The organism is Maricaulis sp. (assembly GCF_048268525.1).
Classification (GTDB): Bacteria; Pseudomonadota; Alphaproteobacteria; order Caulobacterales; family Maricaulaceae; genus Maricaulis.
In genome coordinates this window covers 34,821-56,012 of the sequence record NZ_JBLWVH010000011.1, presented here as the reverse complement: position 1 = coordinate 56,012, position 21,192 = coordinate 34,821, and the positions used below count along the sequence as shown (strand labels likewise).

General features: G+C 65.0%; 17 protein-coding genes. 15 read left to right on the top strand and 2 right to left on the bottom strand.

The window, feature by feature from the left end:
- Positions 1-23: 23 nt before the first annotated feature.
- On the top strand, positions 24-677 hold the full coding sequence (fsa, locus tag ACN0X9_RS07520) for a fructose-6-phosphate aldolase (protein ID WP_417486999.1): 654 nt from the start codon (positions 24-26) through the stop codon (positions 675-677).
- Positions 678-841: 164 nt separating this feature from the next.
- Here fsa and ACN0X9_RS07515 read toward each other — a convergent pair whose 3' ends face one another.
- Positions 842-1,915, bottom strand: a complete 1,074-nt coding sequence (locus ACN0X9_RS07515; RefSeq protein ID WP_417486998.1) for a DUF2855 family protein — start codon at positions 1,913-1,915, stop codon at positions 842-844.
- A 258-nt stretch (positions 1,916-2,173) separates the two neighbouring features.
- On the opposite strand from ACN0X9_RS07515, the gene ccoN reads away from it, so the two are divergent.
- The 8 genes from ccoN to ccoS are packed head-to-tail and all read left to right on the top strand — an operon-like array spanning position 2,174 to position 10,110.
- On the top strand, positions 2,174-3,826 hold the full coding sequence (ccoN, locus tag ACN0X9_RS07510; protein ID WP_417486997.1) for a cytochrome-c oxidase, cbb3-type subunit I: 1,653 nt from the start codon (positions 2,174-2,176) through the stop codon (positions 3,824-3,826).
- A 9-nt stretch (positions 3,827-3,835) separates the two neighbouring features.
- A complete protein-coding gene (ccoO, locus tag ACN0X9_RS07505) occupies positions 3,836-4,594 on the top strand; it encodes a cytochrome-c oxidase, cbb3-type subunit II (RefSeq protein WP_417486996.1) in 759 nt (252 codons plus the stop codon).
- A 4-nt stretch (positions 4,595-4,598) separates the two neighbouring features.
- Positions 4,599-4,796, top strand: coding sequence for a cbb3-type cytochrome c oxidase subunit 3 (locus tag ACN0X9_RS07500; RefSeq protein WP_417486995.1), 198 nt, complete (start codon positions 4,599-4,601; stop codon positions 4,794-4,796).
- A complete protein-coding gene (ccoP, locus tag ACN0X9_RS07495) occupies positions 4,783-5,706 on the top strand; it encodes a cytochrome-c oxidase, cbb3-type subunit III (RefSeq protein ID WP_417486994.1) in 924 nt (307 codons plus the stop codon). Before ACN0X9_RS07500 ends, ccoP begins: the two co-directional genes overlap by 14 nt.
- A gap of 41 nt (positions 5,707-5,747) precedes the next feature.
- A complete protein-coding gene (ccoG, locus tag ACN0X9_RS07490; RefSeq protein ID WP_417486993.1) occupies positions 5,748-7,229 on the top strand; it encodes a cytochrome c oxidase accessory protein CcoG in 1,482 nt (493 codons plus the stop codon).
- Between the two features lie 3 nt (positions 7,230-7,232).
- Positions 7,233-7,703, top strand: a complete 471-nt coding sequence (locus ACN0X9_RS07485; protein WP_417486992.1) for a FixH family protein — start codon at positions 7,233-7,235, stop codon at positions 7,701-7,703.
- Positions 7,700-9,886: a heavy metal translocating P-type ATPase gene (locus ACN0X9_RS07480; protein ID WP_417486991.1), complete on the top strand. Its 2,187-nt coding sequence runs from the start codon at positions 7,700-7,702 to the stop codon at positions 9,884-9,886. Before ACN0X9_RS07485 ends, ACN0X9_RS07480 begins: the two co-directional genes overlap by 4 nt.
- Entirely contained in the window at positions 9,886-10,110 is a 225-nt protein-coding gene (gene ccoS, locus ACN0X9_RS07475; RefSeq protein WP_417486990.1) for a cbb3-type cytochrome oxidase assembly protein CcoS, read from the top strand. Before ACN0X9_RS07480 ends, ccoS begins: the two co-directional genes overlap by 1 nt.
- A 14-nt stretch (positions 10,111-10,124) precedes the next feature.
- Here the strand turns inward: ccoS and ACN0X9_RS07470 are convergent, their stop codons facing one another.
- Positions 10,125-10,871, bottom strand: a complete 747-nt coding sequence (locus ACN0X9_RS07470; protein WP_417486989.1) for a DUF2189 domain-containing protein — start codon at positions 10,869-10,871, stop codon at positions 10,125-10,127.
- Positions 10,872-11,047: 176 nt separating this feature from the next.
- On the opposite strand from ACN0X9_RS07470, the gene ACN0X9_RS07465 reads away from it, so the two are divergent.
- The 6 genes from ACN0X9_RS07465 (at position 11,048) to ACN0X9_RS07440 (ending at position 21,181) form a co-directional block, all read left to right on the top strand.
- On the top strand, positions 11,048-11,731 hold the full coding sequence (locus ACN0X9_RS07465; RefSeq protein ID WP_417486988.1) for a sulfite exporter TauE/SafE family protein: 684 nt from the start codon (positions 11,048-11,050) through the stop codon (positions 11,729-11,731).
- Between the two features lie 128 nt (positions 11,732-11,859).
- The gene (locus ACN0X9_RS07460) at positions 11,860-16,725 is read left to right on the top strand and encodes an alpha-2-macroglobulin family protein (protein ID WP_417486987.1); all 4,866 of its coding nucleotides are present in this window, start codon (positions 11,860-11,862) and stop codon (positions 16,723-16,725) included.
- A gap of 2 nt (positions 16,726-16,727) precedes the next feature.
- Positions 16,728-18,788 (top strand): penicillin-binding protein 1C, encoded by a 2,061-nt coding sequence (gene pbpC, locus ACN0X9_RS07455; RefSeq protein ID WP_417486986.1) that lies wholly within the window; start codon positions 16,728-16,730, stop codon positions 18,786-18,788.
- Between the two features lie 91 nt (positions 18,789-18,879).
- Entirely contained in the window at positions 18,880-19,401 is a 522-nt protein-coding gene (locus ACN0X9_RS07450; RefSeq protein ID WP_417486985.1) for a hypothetical protein, read from the top strand.
- A 62-nt stretch (positions 19,402-19,463) separates the two neighbouring features.
- The gene (locus ACN0X9_RS07445) at positions 19,464-20,528 is read left to right on the top strand and encodes an isoaspartyl peptidase/L-asparaginase family protein (protein ID WP_417486984.1); all 1,065 of its coding nucleotides are present in this window, start codon (positions 19,464-19,466) and stop codon (positions 20,526-20,528) included.
- Complete coding sequence (locus tag ACN0X9_RS07440; RefSeq protein ID WP_417486983.1) at positions 20,528-21,181, top strand: TIGR02466 family protein; 654 nt, start codon at positions 20,528-20,530, stop codon at positions 21,179-21,181. The genes ACN0X9_RS07445 and ACN0X9_RS07440 overlap by 1 nt, the downstream gene beginning before the upstream one ends.
- Positions 21,182-21,192 lie beyond the last annotated feature (11 nt).

Sequence of the window (21,192 nt, the reverse complement as noted above, 5' to 3'; positions counted from 1 at the left end):
TGACCGACCGCGAGGAGCGCATCATGAAATTCTTTGTCGACACGGCCGAAACCGCAGAAATCGCCGAGCTGGCCGAAGCCGGTCTGGTCGATGGTGTGACCACCAACCCCTCCCTGATTGCCAAATCAGGTCGGGACTTCCTCGAAGTGGTCAAGGAAATCTGTGATCTGGTCGAGGGCCCGGTCAGCGCCGAAGTGACCGCGCTCGATGCACCGACGATGATTGCCGAAGGCAAGAGACTGGCCGAGTTGGCCGACAATGTCGTGGTCAAGCTGCCGCTGACCTTTGAAGGCCTCAAGGCCTGCCAGGCGCTGACCGCCGAGAATATCCAGACCAATGTCACGCTGTGCTTTTCCGCCAATCAGGGCCTGCTCGCCGCCAAGGCCGGAGCGACCTATGTCTCGCCCTTCATCGGCCGCCTCGATGATCTTGGCGTTGACGGCATGGAGTTGATCGCCAATCTGCGCCTGATCTTCGACAATTACGCCTTCGACACCCAGATCCTGGCCGCCTCGATCCGTTCGGCCGACCACATCCAGCAATGCGCCCTGATCGGCGCCGACGTCGCCACCGCTCCGCCCTCAGTCCTGAAAGGCCTGGTCAAGCACCAGCTGACCGACAAGGGCCTGGAAGCCTTCATGGCTGATTGGCAGAAGACGGGTCAGAGCATTCTCTAGCGGGGCGGTAGGTAGCGGGCCGGAGGAGCCTGCTTGGTCGCTGTGATGGAAAGCTTTGTGCACACATGCCGGTCATTTTCCCGCGCCTGGCGCAGCCTGATCCATAAATCCTTGTCAGCCAGCGGGCCGAATCCGGTTCTCGAGGTCAAGGGCGACCCACCTGATCACACCTTGATGCTGATCCCGTCCCGCGGCTTGGCCTTTCCGTCCAGCAGAGACTTGTAGACCGACAGCGCTCCCTCGCTACCCGCTTCGCTGCGGAAGTCGAAATAGCCCGGAGCCGCGTCGGCGAATTTGCGCCAGGCGCCCTTGTAGCGCTGGTCGAACGCTTCCGGTCCCCATTGCTTGATGAGGGTGCGTGCCGCGTCCGGTGCAAAGAAGAATTGCGGCTTCGGCGGCGGTAGGTCTCGGGGCGGTGCGGATTGCTCCCAATGGGCGCCGCCGACCCGGATATTGGCGGCGAGTTGGCGGACCAAGCCTTCATGGAGCTTGCGGTTGAGGTCGGCATCGCCGGCGAAGTCGACGATCACGGCCGGCGCCGCCGGATCGAGTGCGTCGAGCGCGTCATAGGTCACAACAGAATCATACAGGTCCAAGCCCGAGACAAATTCCGCATTGCCCTTCGAAGTCAGGCCGATCGCCTGGCGACCGCCGCCAGCCTTGAGCGCAAAGGCGAGGGCGATGGCGGTCTTGCTCGAGGCGCTGGTCAAGAGGACCGGGGCCTCGGTGAGGCCGTTGTCCGGGTCGCGCAGGAAGAAGTCGAGCAGCCAGGCGGTGATGAAGAGCGGCTGCAGCACCATCTGCGCAGCTTCGCCCTTGGATGACCAACCGGGATCGGCGGCGCAGCGGACATAGTTGTTGTAGGCCGGCGCCAGTTCGGCGCGGTGCTCGGACGTGTCGACGAAATTGGCCGGCGTCACCTTGCCCGGGCGGACAATCAGTTCCGATGCAGCGGGGAAATAGCCATAGATGCGCTCACCGGCGGTGAGGCCGTCGACCCGGCTCTCGGCAATGTCGGCGAAACCCCAGACCGGCAGCCGGCAGCGACCGTCATCGCCCGGAAAGAAGTCCCAATAGCGCATGGCATCGCCAAAAGCGGCATAGGTGATGTTGTTGGCGGTCAGCGCGAAACTGTCGACAGCGAGGCGGACTTCGCCATCGGCGAGGATGCGCGGCGGCGCTTCCACAATCGCGACGTCGGTAATGGTCTTGCGGTCGATGGACAGGGCCCAGCTCATGATCTCTCTCCCGTTGGTCAGCCGTCTTGGCGGCCTGTTGGGGGAAGAGTTGACAGGTTCACGCCGTGGATCAAGCCGGAGCGTCGGGTTCGGGTGGTAAAATATGAAGGCAACCATCTGACAACCCGCTCAACCTTGTCCGGGCGAGGCTTTTGCCAAGCCGAGCTGGATTGTTTCTAAGGACGCGACAAATTGCCGTAGATATTTTGTGGGAAACTGCGCTACACCCGGAAAATGAAAGCCAAACCGGGGGCACACATGAATTCCGCTCAAGGGCTACGACGGGCCGGATCCGACCCGAACACAGCCATCGTACTCCTCATCACCGTATTGGGCGCCCTGTGGTCGCTCTTTGCGGCTGCCTATGCACCGGACGCCGCGATGAAAGGGCAGGCCTGGCTTCTGCTCGGCGGCTTCCTGACCGGTATATTCCTGCTGGTCGGCTCGATCGCCGGCGGCGGTGTCATCACTGATGAGCGCGAGTATAACGAGAACCTGATCAAGGCCGGCGTGATTGCGTCGATGTTCTGGGGCGTGGTGGGATTGCTGGTCGGCGTCGTCATCGCCTTCCAACTGGCCTTCCCGGTTCTCAACATCGAAGAATTCGGCTTCACCAGCTTTGGACGCCTGCGCCCGCTGCACACCTCGGCTGTGATCTTTGCCTTCGGCGGCAATGTGCTGATCGCGACGTCCTTCTATGTCGTCCAGCGCACCTGCCGGACCCGGATCGCGGGTGGGATCTGGCCGTGGTTCGTGTTCTGGGGCTATCAGTTCTTCATTCTGATGGCCGCGTCGGGCTATGTGGCCGGCATCACCCAGGGCAGGGAATACGCCGAGCCGGAATGGTATGCCGACATCTGGCTGACGCTGGTCTGGGTGGTCTATCTGCTGGTCTTCCTCGGCACGCTGTGGAAGCGCAAGGAGCCGCATATCTATGTGGCGAACTGGTTCTACCTGGCCTTCATTGTCACGATTGCCCTGCTGCATGTGATCAATAACCTGGCTGTGCCGGTCTCCTGGGTGGGTTCGCACTCCTACTCCGCCTTTGCCGGCGTGCAGGATGCCTTGATCCAGTGGTGGTACGGTCACAACGCGGTTGGCTTCTTCCTGACCGCCGGTTTCCTCGGGATCATGTACTACTTCATTCCCAAGCGGGTGAACCGGCCGGTCTATTCCTACCGCCTGTCGATCATCCACTTCTGGTCGCTGATCTTCATCTACATCTGGGCCGGACCGCACCACCTGCACTACACGGCGCTGCCGGAATGGGCGCAGACGCTGGGCATGACCTTCTCGATCATGCTGTGGATGCCGTCCTGGGGCGGGATGATCAACGGCCTGATGACGCTCTCGGGCGCCTGGGACAAGCTGCGCACCGACCCGGTCGTGCGCATGCTGGTGATGTCGGTCGCCTTCTACGGCATGTCGACCTTTGAAGGTCCGGTGATGTCGATCCGCGCCGTGAACGCCCTGTCGCACTATACCGACTGGACCGTCGGGCACGTGCATTCCGGAGCGCTCGGCTGGGTCGGCTTCGTCTCCTTCGGGGCCATCTACTGCCTCGTTCCGTGGCTGTGGAAGCGCAAGGGCATGTTCTCCAAGGCCCTGATCGACTGGCACTTCTGGGTCGCGACGATCGGTATCCTGCTCTACATCACCTCGATGTGGGCGGCCGGCATCATGCAGGGCCTGATGTGGCGGGCCTATGACAGCCTCGGCTTCCTGGAATACTCCTTCGTGGAGACGGTCGAGGAGATGCATATCTCCTACATCATCCGGGCTGTCGGCGGGCTTCTCTTCCTCGCGGGTGCCCTCATCATGGCCTACAATGTCTATCGCACCATCAAGGGCGATGTGACCGAGGTCGATGAGGACGTCGTCGACCAACCTTCACTCCAGACGGCGCAATAGGAGGTCCTCATGTCAGGGAAAAAATCTCTCTGGAGCGATCTTCACAAATCGCTCTTCGAAAAGAACTCGCTGATCCTGACGGTCGGGGTTCTGGTGACGGTCTCGATCGGCGGCATCGTCGAAATCGCGCCGCTCTTCTACCTCGACTCGACGATCGAGGAGGTTGACGGCATGCGGCCCTATACGCCGCTCGAGCAATTGGGTCGGGACATTTATGTTCGCGAGGGTTGCTATAACTGCCACTCGCAAATGGTCCGCCCGCTGCGCGACGAGGTCGAACGCTATGGCCACTACTCGCTGGCGGCCGAGAGCATGTATGACCACCCCTTCCAGTGGGGCTCGAAGCGAACCGGACCGGATCTGGCGCGCGTCGGCGGCAAGTATTCCGACGAATGGCATCGCGATCACATGCGGCGGCCGCAATCGGTGGTGCCGGAGTCGATCATGCCGGCCTATGGCTTCCTGGAAACGTCCGGGCTCGCCTTCGACAATGTCGAGGCCAATCTGCGCGCCCTGCGCACGGTCGGAGTGCCCTATGACGACACGATGCTCGCTTCGGCGGTGTCGGACGTCGAGACCCAGCTGGATCCGTTTGCCGATGATTATGACGGCTTCCAGGAGCGCTATCCGGGAGCGGTGATGCGGGACTTTGACGGCAATCCGGACCAGGTGACCGAGCTTGATGCGCTTATCGCCTATCTCCAGGTCCTCGGCACGATGGTGGATTTCTCCACCTATGAGGCCGAAGCCGATGAAAATCTGAGGTAGGGCGATGTACGCAATCCTCTCAACTTTCGCGCAGACCTGGGGCCTTCTGGTCTTTGTCGGCCTGTTCGGTGCGGCTCTGGTTTACGCGCTCTGGCCGCGCAATCAGGCCCGGTTCGACGCCGCGGCCAATGCCCCACTTGTTGAAAATGACGCTCCGGCTTGTGCCGGCGAGACCGAGGACGAGACCCATGTCCGAGCATGAAGAAAAGCGCGAAACCGACGCGCATTCCGGAACCGAGACGACCGGCCACGAATGGGATGGCATCAAGGAACTCGACACGCCCCTGCCGCGTTGGTGGCTGTATGTGTTCTACGCCTGCATTGCCTGGGCCGTGGTCTATTGGGTCTTCATGCCGGCCTGGCCGGCGCTGCCGGGACTGGCCGGGGAGACCGATCACACCCGCGGCCTGCGCGACCATTCCGAGCGTGCCAATGTCGCGCTGGCGCTGGATGCGCTGGCGGCCGAGCGGGCAGACGGATTTGCCGCTCTGGAGGGCGCCTCGATCACCGAGATCGAGAATGACCCCGAGCTGCTCGGCTTTGTCTTCGCCGCCGGTGAGGCGGTGTTCGGCGATAATTGCGCCACCTGTCACGGTACGGGCGCGCAGGGATTTGTCGGCTATCCCAACCTGAATGATGACATCTGGCTTTGGGGCGGCAGTTATGACGAGATCCGCACCACATTGACCGTCGGCATCCGCGCCGAGCATCCGGATACGCGCTTCTCGCAAATGCCGGCTTTCGGGCGTGATGAATTGCTGACGCGTAGCGAGATCGCCGATACGGCGGATTATGTCCTTTCGCTTTCGGGTGGCGAAGCAGACAGCGACGCGATCGCGCGCGGAGGCGTCATCTACGACGCCCAGTGTGCCAGCTGCCACATGGCGGACGGAAGCGGCGACCGGACCCAGGGAGCCCCCAGCCTGGTCGACCAGGACTGGCTCTATGGCGGCAGCCGCGAGCAGGTCATGGCCAGCATCCATCGCGGCCCCTATGGCGTCATGCCAGCCTGGGAAGGGCGTCTCGACGAGGCGACCATCGATGTGATGGCGGCCTATGTGTTCCTCCTGGGAGGCGGCGAGGATGCGTCAGAGCGTCCCACCGGGCAGTAAGTCGCATGTGAGCCGCGATCCGGCTGCTGTATGAAACCGACATGACCCAGCCAACTGACCAGCAACAGGCCGCGGCCGGCATTCCCCGGTCGCAGGCCGAAGCCGTCAATGCGGCCGAGACGCGCGAGCTCTACAAGAAGCGCGAGCCGATCTATCCCAAGCTGGCGCATGGCAAATTCCGCCTGGCCAAATGGGCGGTAATGGCGATAACGCTGGGGGTCTATTATCTGGTTCCCTTCCTGCGCTGGGACCGGGGTGAGGGGGCGCCTGACCAGGCGGTCCTGATCGATTTCGCCGGCAGTCGTTTCTATTTCTTCTTCATCGAGATCTGGCCCCAGGAAATCTACTACGTCACCGGCCTGCTGATCATTGCCGCGCTGGGCCTGTTTCTCGCCAGTGCCCTGTTTGGACGGGTCTGGTGCGGCTATGCCTGTCCGCAAACCGTCTGGACCGATCTCTTCATCATGGTCGAGCGCCTGTGCGAGGGCGACCGCAATGCCCGGATCAAGCTGGACCGCGCTGGCTGGACAGTCGACAAGGCGTGGCGAAAGGTCGGCAAGCACGCGGTCTGGCTGCTGATCGCCTTCGCCACAGGCGGAGCCTGGATCCTGTATTTCCACGATGCCTGGGACACGCTGGCGAATTTCTTCGCCGGAACAGCCGCGCCATCCTCCTATGTCTTTGCCGGTGTGCTGACCTTCACCACCTATGCCTTGGCCGGCACCATGCGCGAACAGGTCTGCACCTATATGTGTCCGTGGCCGCGCATCCAGGCTGCGATGACGGACCGGGAAGCGCTGAATGTCACCTACCGCGTCGATCGCGGCGAACCGCGCGGCGCCCACAAGAAAAACGACAGCTGGGACAATCGCGGCGACTGCATCGATTGCAAGCAGTGCGTGGCGGTCTGCCCGATGGGGATCGACATCCGCGACGGTGCCCAGCTGGAATGCATCCAGTGCGCTCTGTGCATTGATGCCTGCGATGACATCATGGCCAAGGTCGACCGTCCGACGGGGCTGATCACCTATGAAACCGATGACAATATCGACCGCTTCGTGGCGGGTGAGAAGCCGCGCTACCGGTTCATGCGACCACGTACGCTGGTCTATGCAGTGACGTTGGCGATCGTGAGTTCGGTCATGCTGGCTGGTCTGGTTATGCGCACCGAGCTCGACCTGAATTCCCAGCGCGACCGCAATCCCAATTATGTGCGCTTGTCTGATGGTTCGGTGCGGAACGGCTATTCGCTGACCGTTATCAACAAGGCGACTACCCCGCGCGTGCTTCAGCTTGCCATCGACGGCGACGCCGCATTCCAGACCCGCGTTCTGGGCGCTCCGGCGGATGCGCCAGGGCAATTGTCGGTCGGCGCCGACACCACACAGGACTTCGTCATCTACCTGACCCTGCCGCGGGCGGAGATCGATGGTCCGCGCGAGGAGTTCCGGTTCCGGGTCACCGACCCGGAGACCGGAGAGAGCGCGTCAACACGATCCGTCCTGATCACAGGAGCCGACTGAGCCATGCGAAATCCGTTCAACCCGCTGCGTGGCTGGCACGTCCTGATCCTGATCCTGCTGTTTTTCGGCGTCACCATCGGTGTGAACGCGACTTTCGTGACGCTGGCCCTGTCCAGCCATCCCGGCGAGGATGTGCCGCGCTCCTATGTGCAGGGCCTGAATTACAACGAGACCCTCGACCGCCGGGACGCGCAAGCGGCCCTGGGCTGGTCGGCGCGGGTCAATCTGGTCGAGGGCGATCTTGTCCTGGCCATCGATGATGCGGACGGTGTGCCGGTTACGGGGCTCGACCTCGCCGCCCGGCTGATCCACCCGGCAGATACCGGGGCCGACTGTGATCTTGATTTTGCTGAAGCGCGACCCGGTGTCTATCGCTCGACGCTGCCTTGCGGTGATGCCGGCGACTGGCGATTGCGTGTGCACACGGTCGACGGGCCGCCGTTCGAGATGGTGCACGCCCTGAGGCTGCGATGAGCGCGTCGGTTTCCGGAGCCGCCTTGGCGGGCCATGCCGACCCGCAGGCATTCGTGCGACAAAGTGATGGCCAGGCCAGCCTCGACCTTTTGGTCCGCGGCGCTACCTGTGCCGGCTGTATTGCCCGCATTGAAGGCGGCCTGAAAGCTGATCCGCGTGTCACCGACGCCCGTCTCAACCTGTCCACCGGTCGCTTGAACCTGCGTTGGCAAGGCGCTGCAGACCTTGCGCGCGATTATGTCGAGACGCTGGGGCGCCTCGGATATCCGGCGACGCCCTATGAACCGGAAAGCGAGGCCGATCCGCAAAAGGAAGACGAGCGCAAACTGCTCTATGCACTCGCGGTTGCCGGGTTCGGGATGGCCAATGTCATGCTGCTCTCGATCTCGGTCTGGGCTGGCGGCGAGGAGATGAGCGCCAGCCTGCAAGCCCTGATGCATCGCGGCTCGGCCCTGATCGCCCTGCCGGTCGCAGCCTTTGCCGGCCAGCCCTTCTTCCGCTCGGCATTGACGGCCCTGCGCGGTGGTCACGTCAACATGGACGTGCCGATCTCCCTGGCGGTCTTGCTGGCTTGCGGCCTGTCGGTCTGGGAGACCTTTATCGGTCATGGCCAGACCTATTACGACGCCGCCGTCATGCTGCTCTTTTTCCTGCTCATTGGCCGCTTTCTCGACATGCGCCTGCGCGCCCGGGCTGGTGAGGCGGCCCGCGGCCTTGCGGCGATGCAGGCCGCCACCGCCAATCGTCTTGAAGCTGACGGACGGATCCGTGCCATCCCGGCCCGCGATGTGAAAGCGGGCGACCGGCTGGTCCTCGCTGCCGGTGACCGGGTTCCGGTCGATGCGATCATTTGTGAAGGCGAGGGGGCGCTGGATGGTTCCCTTGTGACCGGCGAGACCGCTCCTGTCATCGCCAAGCCGGGGCTCGATGTCTATTCCGGCATGCTCAATCTCGACGGCAAGCTGGTGCTGGAAGCGCGCAGTGATCGCGACCATTCGCTGCTGGCCGAGATCCCCCGGCTCGTGGAAGCCGGCGAACAGGCCCGCTCCCGTTATGTCCGCCTGGCTGACCAGGCAGCACGCCTCTACGTGCCAGTCGTGCATGGTCTGGCGGCGCTGACACTGATCGGCTGGCTGGTGATCGGGGGCGAAGCACGTCCGGCCATCATCAACGCCATTGCGGTGCTTATCATCACTTGTCCCTGCGCGCTGGGATTGGCGGTTCCGGCCGTCCAGGTCGTGGCGTCGGGTCGGCTCTATCGCGAGGGCGTGCTGGTGAAATCCGGCGATGCGCTGGAGCGTTTCGCCGGCATTGATACCGTGGTGTTCGACAAGACTGGCACGCTGACCGAAGGGCGCCCGCGCCTGATCAATCAGGACCAGGTGCCGGACGGTATGCTGGAACAGGCTGCGCGACTGGCCCGTACCAGTCGTCACCCGCTCTCCCGCGCCATCGCCGATGCAGCCGGGATGGGCGCGGCCGCGGACGGGGTTCGCGAGATACCGGGCGGCGGTCTGGAGGCGGATCGCGATGGCGTGCTGATCCGTTTCGGTGCGGCCCAATGGATGGGCATCGACGCCGTCTCCGGTCCCCACACTGAAGCCTGGTTGCAGGTTGGCGAGGACGCGCCGGTCCGTTTCTGTTTCGAAGACAGTTTGCGCCCGGGCGCCAGGTCAGTGATTGCCGGCCTGAAGGAGCGGGGTTGCGGCGTTGTCCTCTTGTCGGGCGACCGGACCGGCCCGGCCAATGCTGTGGCCGCTGAGCTGGGCATTGAGGATTGGCACGCCAATCTGCAGCCGCGCGACAAGATTGACCGGCTGGAGGCCCTGAAAGCGGACGGCCGGGTCGTGGCGATGATCGGCGACGGGATCAATGACGCGCCGGCCCTGGCGGCTGCTCACGTCTCGGTCTCACTCGCCTCGGCGGCCGAGATTTCCCAGGCCGCGGCCGATTTCGTGCTACAGGGCGACCGTCTGGCGGCCTGTCTGGTGACGCTGGATGTGTCGCGCGCCGCACGGCGGCGGGTGCTGGAAAACTTCGGTCTGGCGGCCGCCTATAATGCGATCGCGGTGCCGATGGCTGTGGCCGGACTGGTGACACCGCTGATCGCCGCCATCGCCATGTCGGCTTCCTCGGTCCTGGTGACGTTGAACGCGCTGCGATTGGCGCGGAGGGCGGGCTGATGTCGGTTCTGATCTGGATGATCCCGGTCGCCATCGCGATGGGTGCGCTTGGGCTGGCGGGCTTTTTGTGGAGCCTGCGCTCGGGTCAGTATGACGACATGGACGGCGCTGCCCAGCGAATGCTGATGGATGATGATGCACCGCTGCCATCGCGCAAACCCGGCACGGACCGGGATGCATCGGCGCATTCCGACGCAGGACAGGACCCGGATCCGGGTCCGTGAACCCGGTGGCGGGGCTAGTCTGCAGGCAGGAAGTCCCGATAGGCGTGCCAGGACGCCAGTGCGATCCAGGGGAATGTGATGGCGAGGCCGATTCCGAACGCCGCAATTCCGGCGCCGATGGCGAATACGATCAACCAGGCCCAGGTCAACATCACGAAAGGCTGGCTCGCCACCGCCTTGAGGCTGGTCACCAGCGCCGTGATGGCGTCGACATCACGATCGACCAACAGCGGGAATGCCAGAACGGAAATCGAAAACGCGAGGGTTGCCAGCACACCACCAATCAGTGTTCCGACCGCAAGCAGTGTCAGTCCGGCGCCATCGCTCAACAGGAAGTCGATGAAAAGGCCGGGTTCGAGCGGGCTGACGGGCGCGATGAGCACCAGGAGGAATTGCGCGATCCGAACCCACAGGAGCAGCAGAAGCAGCAGCAGCAAGCTGAGAAAACCGATCTGGGAAAGCCGGTCGGGCATGCGCGAGATGACGACGCGGAAACGCGGTGTCTCGCCGCGCTCAAATGCCCGGCTGACCTGGTACAAGCCGATGGCGAAGGCGGGGCCCACCAGAGCAAAACCGCTGAGGGCGACGGGAATGGCAGAGGCGAGGCCGATACTGGTCAGACCGGCGCTGACCGCAAGTCCGATCAGGACGAAGATCGCGCCGTACGCCAGGCAAACCTGTGGCGCCTTGACGAAGTCCTGCCAGCCGGCACGCAGCCATTTCCATGGCGCATCACGTCTGACATGCTGCAATTCCATCATCTTGAGCTCCCCCTTGATGACTAATCACTAAGCGCAATCGGACGTCGCGGCAATATGCCATACTTTTTTTGGGGCTTTGACGCTGCCATCGCTTTGTCGAGGGCGGGATCCGACAGGACAGAGCGGTCCCTGGCGGGCGCAAACGGGTAGTGGTGGCGATGCTTGGTGAGATCAGCATGGCGGGCGGATTTCTGGCGGGCCTGGCCTCAAGCCTGCACTGTGTGGGCATGTGTGGCGGCATCGCCTCCAGCCTGACCCTGTCGCTGACGCCGAACGGGACTCGCGGTGACCGGGTCCGCACCTTGCTGCTGGCCCAACTGGGCCGGGTCATCGCCTACACACTCGCCGGCGCAGTCCTGGCGGCGATCGGATCCGGTATCTATTTCGGCTTTGACCGCGCTGAAGCCCACCATGTCATGCGGTGGGCCGGGGCGTTGGTGCTTGTTTATATCGGACTGTCGGTCATGGGTTGGGCGCCCGCACTCTCGGGATTGGACCGGCTCGGCCAAGGGGTGACCCGTTTTCTCGGCGCGCGCCTGGGCGGAGCCTTCCGGTCCGCCAGCCCGGTCCTGGCGGGTCTGGTTTGGGGGCTGTTGCCCTGCGGTATGGTTTACGCGGCGCTGCTGTACGCGCTGTTGTCTGGCAGTGCCGTTTCCGGGGGGATGATCATGCTGGGCTTCGGATTGGGGACGCTGCCGGCGGTGACGGCGGCAGCTCTGGGTCTGACCCAATTCCTCGCGCTCGCCCGACGGCCCGGCACACGATACTGGGTCGGTTCGGTCATCATCCTCGTCGGCTTCGCTTCGGCGGCTATTCCCTGGCGCGCCCTGGCAGCGCTTTGTGGAATCCCGCTCGACTGACCGGCTCGGCCCGTCGCACCGCCAGGCGAGCGGCGCGGTCGCGAAAACACAAAAGTTTCAGACTGTTTGTGGGTGCGTTTCGCAACGGCATGTCCTAAGGTCCCGGTCGCTTCATTCAGGGGAGAGGCATGATGGCGACGCGATATGCAGTCTGGTTGGCCGGGGCTTTGGCCCTGACATTGGCAGCGTGTTCGGGCGGCTCCGAGGAAACGGCAAGCGGTCCGCAATTGGAGACCCGAGAAGCCAGCGCGCCGCGCGCCGAAGAGGCCACGCCCAGCCAGTTCGCCTTCCTGCGCTATTCCATCGATGTCGAAGATGACGCGCCCCGTCTGTGCCTGGGCTTTACCCACCCGCTCGATCCCCAAGCCGACTACGCCTCCTACGTCGCCGTCACACCTGAACGCCCCATCGCCCTGGATGCCAGCGGGCAGAGTTTGTGCGTTGGCGGTCTCGGTTTTGGCGAAGGGCAGTCACTGACCCTGCGTGCCGGCTTCCCCGCGGCCAATGGCGATGGCCTGCTGGTCGATGAGACCGTCGAGGTCGATTTCGGCGACCGGCCCGCCTATGTCGGCATTGCCGGCGACGGGGTCATCCTGCCGCGCCTCGACGCTGACGGTCTGGCCATCGAAACCGTCAATGTCGACAGCGTCGCGGTCACCCTTCGCCGCATCAATGACCGGGCCCTTGCTTTCCGCTCCATCACCTCGGGCGCCAACATTGCCTCCGGCGATTATTACTGGTCCGGCGAAGAGGAAAATCCTGACGCGGTCGGCGAGGTCATCTGGCGCGGTGAGATGGACACGGAAGGTCTGCTGAACACGCCGGTGACGACCGTTTTCCCGGTCGCCGAAGCCATCGGTACGCTGACACCGGGGGCCTATCACATCACCGTGGTTGACGCCGCCGAGGCCGATGACGACTACCGCACGCCGGCCCGCGCCAATCGTTGGCTGGTGATCACCGATCTGGCCCTGACCGCCTATCGCGGCAATGACGGCGTCGATTTCGTGGTCCGCTCGCTACAGACCGCCCAGCCGGTCTCCGGTGTGCGGGTCGAGCTGATTGCCCGCTCCAACGAGGTCCTGGCCGGGGTGACCACCGATGCCAGCGGCCGGGCGCGCTTTGAGGGGCCGTTGACACGCGGCGAGGGCGCCATGGCGCCGCGCCTGCTGACCGCCTATGGCCCCGACAATGATTTCGCCGTGCTCGATTTCCAGCGCAATCCGGTCGATCTGTCGGGACTGGACACGTCGGGGCGGCAGCGCCCGGACGGAGCCGATGGCTTTGTTTATCTCGACCGCGGCATCTATCGTCCCGGTGAGACGGTCCATGTGTCTGCCCTGTTGCGCGATGCCGAGGCATTCGCCGTCACTGACCGCCCCGTCGATCTCACCGTCTATGGTCCCAACGGTATCGAGGCGGCCAATGTCCGTTTCCCCGCCGCTCCGGATGCGGGCGGTGTCAGCTGGGCCTGGGATGTCCCGCGCACCGCCGCACGTGGCGAATGGCGGATTGTCGCCGAGATGGACGGCTATGGCCGTGTCGGACAGGTCCGCTTCTCGGTCGAGGACTTCGTGCCGCAACGCGTCGGTCTGACCTTGTCCGGCGATGACACGACGGCGATCGGTGCCGGCGAAGTCCGCGATATCGAAGCCAATGTTCGCTTCCTCTATGGTGCGCCGGGCGCAGGTCTGGTGGTCGAGGGACGGGTCCGTGTCGAGGTTGATCCGGCGCCGTTCTCCGAATTTGCCGACTTCCGTTTCGGTCGCAGCGATGAGCCTTTCCGCGAGTTTACCCGTGATCTGGCCGACACGGTGGCCGACGGTGCCGGTCGCGCGGTTCAGTCAATAGATCTGGGCGAGGCCGGCCGTGATGCCACCCAGCCCTTGCGTGTGCGGGCTGTGTTTTCGGCCATCGGACCGGGTGGCCGGCCGGTCTCGGACGCTCTGCGCATTCCCTCTCGCCCAGCCGATCTCTCTCCCGGCCTGCGTCCGCAATTTGACGGGCGCGCCCAGCGCAATCGCGAAACCGCGATTGATGTCGTGGCCCTGGATCCGGTTGGTGACCTCGTCGCCACACCGCTGGAATGGCAATTGGTGCGCGTGGACTGGGAATACGATTGGTACCGCGTCGGATCCGGCCGCTGGCAGTGGCGCCGGACGCGCAATATCGTGCTGGTCGAACAGGGCGTGGTGAACAGCGTCGCCGACGGGCCGACTTCCGTCGACATCCGGGCCCTGGACTGGGGCAGCTACCGTCTTGTCGTCACCGAGGCCACCAGTGGCCAGACAGCCTCGACCGATTTCTGGGTCGGCTGGGGTGCGACGGCAGAAGCCGGCAGCGAAGCGCCAGATCGTGTCGCCCTGTCGACACCGGACACGCCGACCCCGGTCGGTGGCGAGGTCACGCTCAGCCTGCTGCCGCCCTATGCCGGCGAGGCAGAAATCGTCATCGCCAGTGATCATGTGATCGAGACACGTTCGGTGACCATTCCGGAAAGCGGTGCCGAGTTGTCCTTCCGCGTCACCGAGGAATGGGGCGCGGGCGCCTACGCCATGGTCTCCCTGTTTACACCGCGCCATCCGGTTGACCAGCCGGCGCCGCGACGGGCGGTTGGCGTCGCCTATCTGCCTGTCGATATGGGCAGTCGGACATTCGAAGTGACACTGGATGCGCCCGATCGTGTCCACCCGCGCCAGACGCTGGAACTGGGCGTGACTATGGACGGGCCGGTGCGCGAGGGCGCCTGGCTGACCGTCGCAGCGGTGGATGAGGGCATTCTGGCCCTGACCCGCTTTGCCTCACCTGATCCGGTCAGCTGGTTCTTCGGCCAGTCCTCGCTCGATGTTGATTTGTATGACGATTACGGTCGGCTGCTCGATCCCAACCAGGGCGCTGCCGCGGCGGTGCGCTCCGGTGGCGACCAGATCGGCGGTGCCGGTCTTACCGTGGTGCCGACCCGCACGGTGGCGCTGTTCAGCGGACCGGTCTCGGTCGGCCGCGATGGCCGGGCGACTGTCGCGCTGGAAATTCCCGACTTCAATGGCGAGCTGCGCCTGATGGCTGTGGCCTGGAGCGAGAGCGGGGTGGGCGGTCTCTCCCAACCACTGACGGTGCGTGATGATGTGCCCGCCGAACTCATCCTGCCGCGCTTCCTGGCACCGGGTGATGTGTCGACGGCGACGCTGACCATCGACAATGTCGACGGCGCTCCCGGTGACTATCTGACCACCATGACAGCCGATGGTGCCGTGACCGGTACCGCATCGGACACCATCCCGCTGGACCAGGGCCAGCGCGCTGACCGTCGCTACGCGCTTGAGGGCGCCGATGCCGGCCTGGGCTCCGTGGCGCTTGATGTTGCCGGACCGGCTGATTTCGCCGTGTCTCGCAGTTATCCGATCGAGGTCCGCTCGGCCTGGCTGCCATCCTCCACAGTGACGCGTGGCCGAATGTTGCCGGGTGAAAGCTGGACGCTGGGCTCTGATGCGCTGGCGGCCTATCTGCCGGGCGGGTCTGACGTCACGCTGAGCTTCTCGCCAACACCATTGGACGAGGACGCGCTCCTGCGCTCCCTGTCGCGCTATCCCTATGGCTGTACCGAACAGATCACCAGTCGCGCCATGCCGCTCCTGATGGCGGACCCGCTGGCACAGGCGGCCGGAATTGACGGTGTGGATGACACGCGGGTGATTATCCAGGACGCCATCTCGACCCTGCTCAACCGTCAGGCCAATGACGGCACGATCGGCCTGTGGCGGATCGGCGACCGCGGCAGCCGTCCGTGGATCGGCGCCTATGCCGTCGACTTCCTCGAACGGGCCAAGGCGGCCGGTTACACCGTGCCGCAGGCGGCTCTGGACCGGGCCTATGCGGTGCTGGAACATGTCGCCGCGCAGGAGACCTGGCGGGTCAGCGGTTACACCACCACCATCTATTCCTGGCGCGGCCAGACCGACACGGCCGAGCGCCTGTCCGACCGGAGTGCGGCCTATGCGCTTTACGTGCTGGCCCGGGCCGGCCGTGTTGACCGCTCGCGCCTTCGCTACATGCATGACGAACGTCTCGGCGAGATCGACAGCCCGCTGGCCCTGGCGCAACTCGGCGCGGCGCTTCACCTGATCGGTGACCGGGCCCGGTCGCTCAGTGCCTTTGACGCCGCCGAGGCGCTGATCGGCTATGAAAATCCGGGCGATTGGTATCAGTCCGCCCGCCGCGACCTGGCCGGTGTCGTCGCCTATGCCGCCGAGGCCGGCGATGCCGAGCGTGTCGCACGCCTGGCCGAACAGGTCGTGACCGATCTGCCCGAACCCGCCCGTCTGACCACCCAGGAGAAAGCCTTCCTGTTGATGGCAGCCCAAGGCCTGTCGGGCGGTGCGGATAGTGTCGTGATCGAGGGGCCTTTTGCTCCGGCGAGCAACGAACGTCCCGTCTTCACCGTGCAGCCGTACATGCTGGATAGCGCGCTGACCTTCACGGCCGCGGGCGACGGGCCTGTCTGGGTGACACAGCTGGCCCATGGTGAAACCCGCCAGGCACCGGACGTCGCCGCCGAAGGCCTGTCCGTGCAAAAACGTGTGCTCGGTCTTGATGGCCGGGCTGTCGATCTGGAGAGCCTTGTTCAGGGAGATCGGCTTGTTATCGACATTACCGTGTCACCGCACGAGCAGCGTCTGATTCCGGCCATACTGACCGACCTTCTGCCGCCGGGTTTCGAGATCGAGACCGAGATCAGTCCGGCCGAGGGCGCGCCGCGCGGGGCCTATGCCTGGCTCGGCCAGATCGTCTCGCCGTCGATGAGCGAAACGCGGGATGACCGCTATGCCGCAGCATTGGACCTGACCCAGCGCCGGCCGCGCCGGCTGGCCTATATCGTCCGCGCTGTGACGCCGGGTGAGTACACGCTTCCCGGAGCCGTGGTCGAAGACATGTATCGCAGTGATGTCTATGCCCGGTCGGCAACCCGCCGCATCGTGATCGCGCCGCGCGACTGATCATGTTCGGACTGGGGCGGGCATACTGGGTCATTCTGGTGACGCTGTCGGGCTTTGTCGGACTGCTCGGCCTCGAACGCATGCTGCCGCCGCCCCTGCCGGAAGTCGGGGCGGTGTCGGCTGTGGTCCGGGATCGCGATGGCGGGGTGTTGCGGGCCTTTCCGGTCGAGGATGGCCGCTGGCGTTTGCCCGCCAATATCGACACGCTCGATCCGGATTTTGTGACGGCCCTGCTGGCTTACGAGGACGAGCGCTTCTTCCGGCACTGGGGTGTCGACCTGCCGGCCCTGGTCCGCGCTTCACGTGACAGCCTGGCTGCCGGGCGGATCGTCTCGGGCGGATCGACCATCACCATGCAGCTGGCCCGGCTGATCGAGCCGCGCGAACGGACCTTCGGCGCCAAGCTGATCCAGATGGCGCGCGCTATCCAGCTGGAGCTGCGCCTGACCAAGCGTGAAATACTCGAACACTATCTCACGCTGGCGCCCTATGGCGGCAATCTGGAGGGGGTGCGGGCGGCCAGCTGGGCCTATTTCGGGCGCGAGCCGGATGATCTCACCATCGACCAGATCGCCATGCTGATTGCGCTGCCCCAATCGCCCGAGGCCCGGCGTCCGGACCGGCGGCCCGGGCAGGCGGTGCTGGCCCGCAGCCGTGTACTGGACCGTCTGGCGACCGTCGGGCTGGCCCGCGACACCTCGGCCGCCGATGCGCTGGGTGATCCGGCGCCGCAGCGACGTGCCTTCCCGTCCGATGCCTGGCATGCGGCAGAGGAATTGCGCCGGGCTCGGCCGGACCAGTACGATCATGTGAGCACGCTGGACGGCGCCCTGCAGCGAATGCTGCAAGAGCGTCTCGCGACGGAATTGCCGGAGACCGGTGAAGACGTGCAGTTTGCGGCGATGGTGATCGACACGCAGAGCCGTGCCGTGCGGGCCATGGCCGGATCGGCCAGCCGGTCGCGGCCGGGTGGCTGGATCGATTTGACCGACCGGCCGCGCTCACCCGGTTCGACGCTCAAACCCTTCATTTACGGCATGGCATTTGACGATGGGCTGGCTGCGCCCGGGACGCGGATCGCCGACCTGCCGCGTCGCTATTCCGGCTACCAGCCCGACAATTTCGACCGCCGGTTTCGGGGCGACGTGACGATCGCCGAAGCGCTTCAGCATTCGCTCAACATTCCCGCCGTGACGACGCTGGATGGCGTCGGCGCGCGGCGGTTCAACGCCGCGCTCGGCTTTGCCGGAGCGCGCCCCTTGCGACCGCGCCAGGCCGGGCAGGACAGCGGTCTGGCCGTGGCGCTGGGCGGCGCGGGACTGACCTTGCGCCAGGTCGGTGTCCTCTACGCCGCGCTGGGTGATGGTGGCGAGGCACGCCCGCTTGTCTGGTATGAGGATGAGCTGGCCTCCGGGCCCCGGCCCGGCGGTTTCCGGCTGATGTCAGGGGAGTCGGCGGATGAGATCATGGCGGTATTGCGCCGGGCGCCACATCCCGGTGGCCGGGTCCCGGCGCTGTTGGCACGGGATGCGCCCGATATCGCGTTCAAGACGGGGACGTCCTACGGTTTTCGTGACGCCTGGGCCGCAGGCATTGTCGGCCGCTACACGATTGTCGTCTGGTCCGGCCGCGCTGACGGCGCCCCGCGCGACGGCATGACCGGGCGGGAAGCGGCCCTGCCGCTGCTGTTCCGCATCGCTGACGGTGTCAGCCAGGTCGAGCCTGGTGACGCGACCGGTGAAGCGCCGCCCGAGGCTCTGCCGGACGCGCTGCCCGAAACGCTGACGGCCTTCCAACAGGATCCGGCGCCTCACATCCTGTTTCCGCCGGATGGCGCAGAGATCTGGTCCGATCGGGCCGGGCGCGGCTTCATTCTTTCGGCCCAGGCGGCGGGACCGCTTCGCTGGTACGCGGATGGGCAACGCGTTCCACAGAATGCGCTGGGCGAAGCGTTGTGGACGCCAACCGGGCCGGGTTTCTACTCGGTCAGCGCGATCGACGAGACCGGGCGCGAAGCCAGCGCGTCGGTGCGGGTCCGGGGCAGCGCAGTTCGTGCCGAATGATCGCCCTCCAGCGCACGCGCTTGTGATTGATGAGTGTGCGGACAAAGCGGTCCTGATTGCCTAGTCTGCATCATCAGGAGGCGATGAACCCATGTTGACGACCTTTGTCGTGGCGATGCTGGTGTCGTTCGGTGCGATCGGCGAAGGTGAGGAGATGGTGGTCGGCCAGACCACCGATTTCCACACCAGTCTGATCGCCGAAACGGGCCATGATTTCTACGGGCTGCAGATTGCGGTGCGCCGTGACCGGCCCTGCCAGGTCCGCGCCTTTTTCCGCGGCGCATCCCCGCGTACAGCCCAGTTCTGCACCCGCCGCATGACCCGCCGTCAACTGGCCGGCGCCGGAACCGCGACCCTGAGGGCCGGCGAGCGGGTCAATGGCGTGGCTGCCTGCTTCACCGATGATGAGCGGGTCGGAGCCGTACGCCTTTACACATTTGCCGATGAGGCGGCGACGGCGGAAGCCGGGGATTGCGTCACCGAGTACCGGACCGTCTGGTGCCAGCGCGGTTGGACGGTCCAGGGTGTCCAGCTCTATTTCGACCGGGCCGCGGTCGGCCCCGGACAGGCCAGCCTGGTCGGGCTGCGTCCGCTGTGTGTCAATTCCGCCTGAGACGTCTTGCCAGACCGGCACGGTCGCGGGAACCTGTGAGTGGATCACGGGGAGATTTTCACATGCTTCGTTTCATGATGACGGCCGTCACGGCAGCCGGTGCCTTGCTTGCAACCGCAGCCAGCCAGGCGCAATCGGAGGGCCGCTGGGCCCTGGTCATTCACGGCGGTGCCGGCGTCATCCAGCGTGGCGCCATGACGCCGGAGCGTGAGGCCGAGTATCGCGATGCGATGAATGCTGCACTCGTTCGCGGTGAAGCGGTGCTGGAGTCCGGTGGAAGTTCGCTTGACGCAATCGAGGCGGTCATCCACGGCATGGAGGACGACCCTCTGTTCAATTCAGGGCGCGGCGCCGTGTTCACCGCCGCCGGTCGCAATGAGCTGGACGCCTCGATCATGGATGGTGCGACCCTGGAGGCCGGCGCGGTCGCCGGCGTGACGCAGGTTCGCCACCCGATCTCTCTGGCCCGGGCGGTGATGGACAATTCCCGCCATGTCATGTTGCAGGGCGAGGGGGCCGAGACCTTTGCCCGTGAGCAGGATCTGGAAATCGTGCCGCCGGCCTTCTTCTTTACCGAGCGTCGCTGGGCCGCAATGGAGCGCTCGCTGGGTAGCCAGGGGCTGCCAATTCCGCCCCGTCCCGAGGGCGCGCCGGCACCGGTCGGGGTTGATCATGGCGAGCTTGATCGTGACGCCCGCGAGCACCGCTTCGGGACGGTCGGCGTGGTCGCACTGGACCGCGCCGGTAACATTGCCGCCGGCACCTCGACCGGCGGAACGACTGCCAAGCGTTGGGGCCGGGTCGGCGACAGTCCGATCATCGGCGCCGGGACCTATGCCAACAATGCCAGTTGCGGTGTTTCAGCCACGGGAACGGGCGAATATTTCATCCGCCTGACCGTCGCCAGCCGGATCTGCGCCCTCGTGGAGTTCCAGGGGCTCGATCTGCAGGCGGCGAGCGATCAGGTCATCGGCGACGAGCTGACGGCGATGGGCGGCGATGGCGGCATCGTCGCGCTCACGCCCAGTGGCGAAATTGCCTGGAGTTTCAATACGCCCGGCATGTACCGGGCGCGCTTGAGCGAAGGCGGTGAGCCGGTGGTCGCAATTTACGGGGATGAGGACTGATGGCGGACTGGAATCTGGCGTCGCGCAGCCGCATAAACCGGCTGTTCGCGACGCCCCTGATCGAGATCTGGCCGCAACAGGCCCAGTCATGGATCGAGCCGCTGCTTGGACGGGTCCGCGCCCGCCGGGCCGAGCATCCCGGGATTTCACGCTCGAACATCAATGGCTGGCACTCGGACACCTCGATGCTGGAATGGGGCGGCGACGCCGCTATTGCCCTCGCGCGCGAGACGATGGCGGTATGTGCCCGTCACACCAGCGATGTCGTCGCGGCCCAGGGGCAGTCCCGTTACGAAATGGACATGGAGATGTGGGCCAATGTCTCGCCGGCGGCGGCCTCGAACCAGATGCATTGCCATCCGGGCTCGTTCTGGTCGGCGAGCTTCTACCTGGACGATGGCGGCGACAGCGAGGACGGGTTTTTCGTGGCCCAGGACCCGCGCTTTCCCAGCGTGCGCATGAATGCGCCCGATCTGGTCTTCCAGGACGAGGACGGTACCAAGCAATTGTCCCAGCACCGGGTCAGGCCGGAGCCGGGCAAGCTGGTGATCTTTCCGTCCTGGCTCATGCATGCCGTTCGGCCGCACAACGGTCCGCGGGATCGTGTTTCCATCGCCATGAACATTCTCGCCATACCGGCGCGACCGTCCTGACGGCTTTGTTC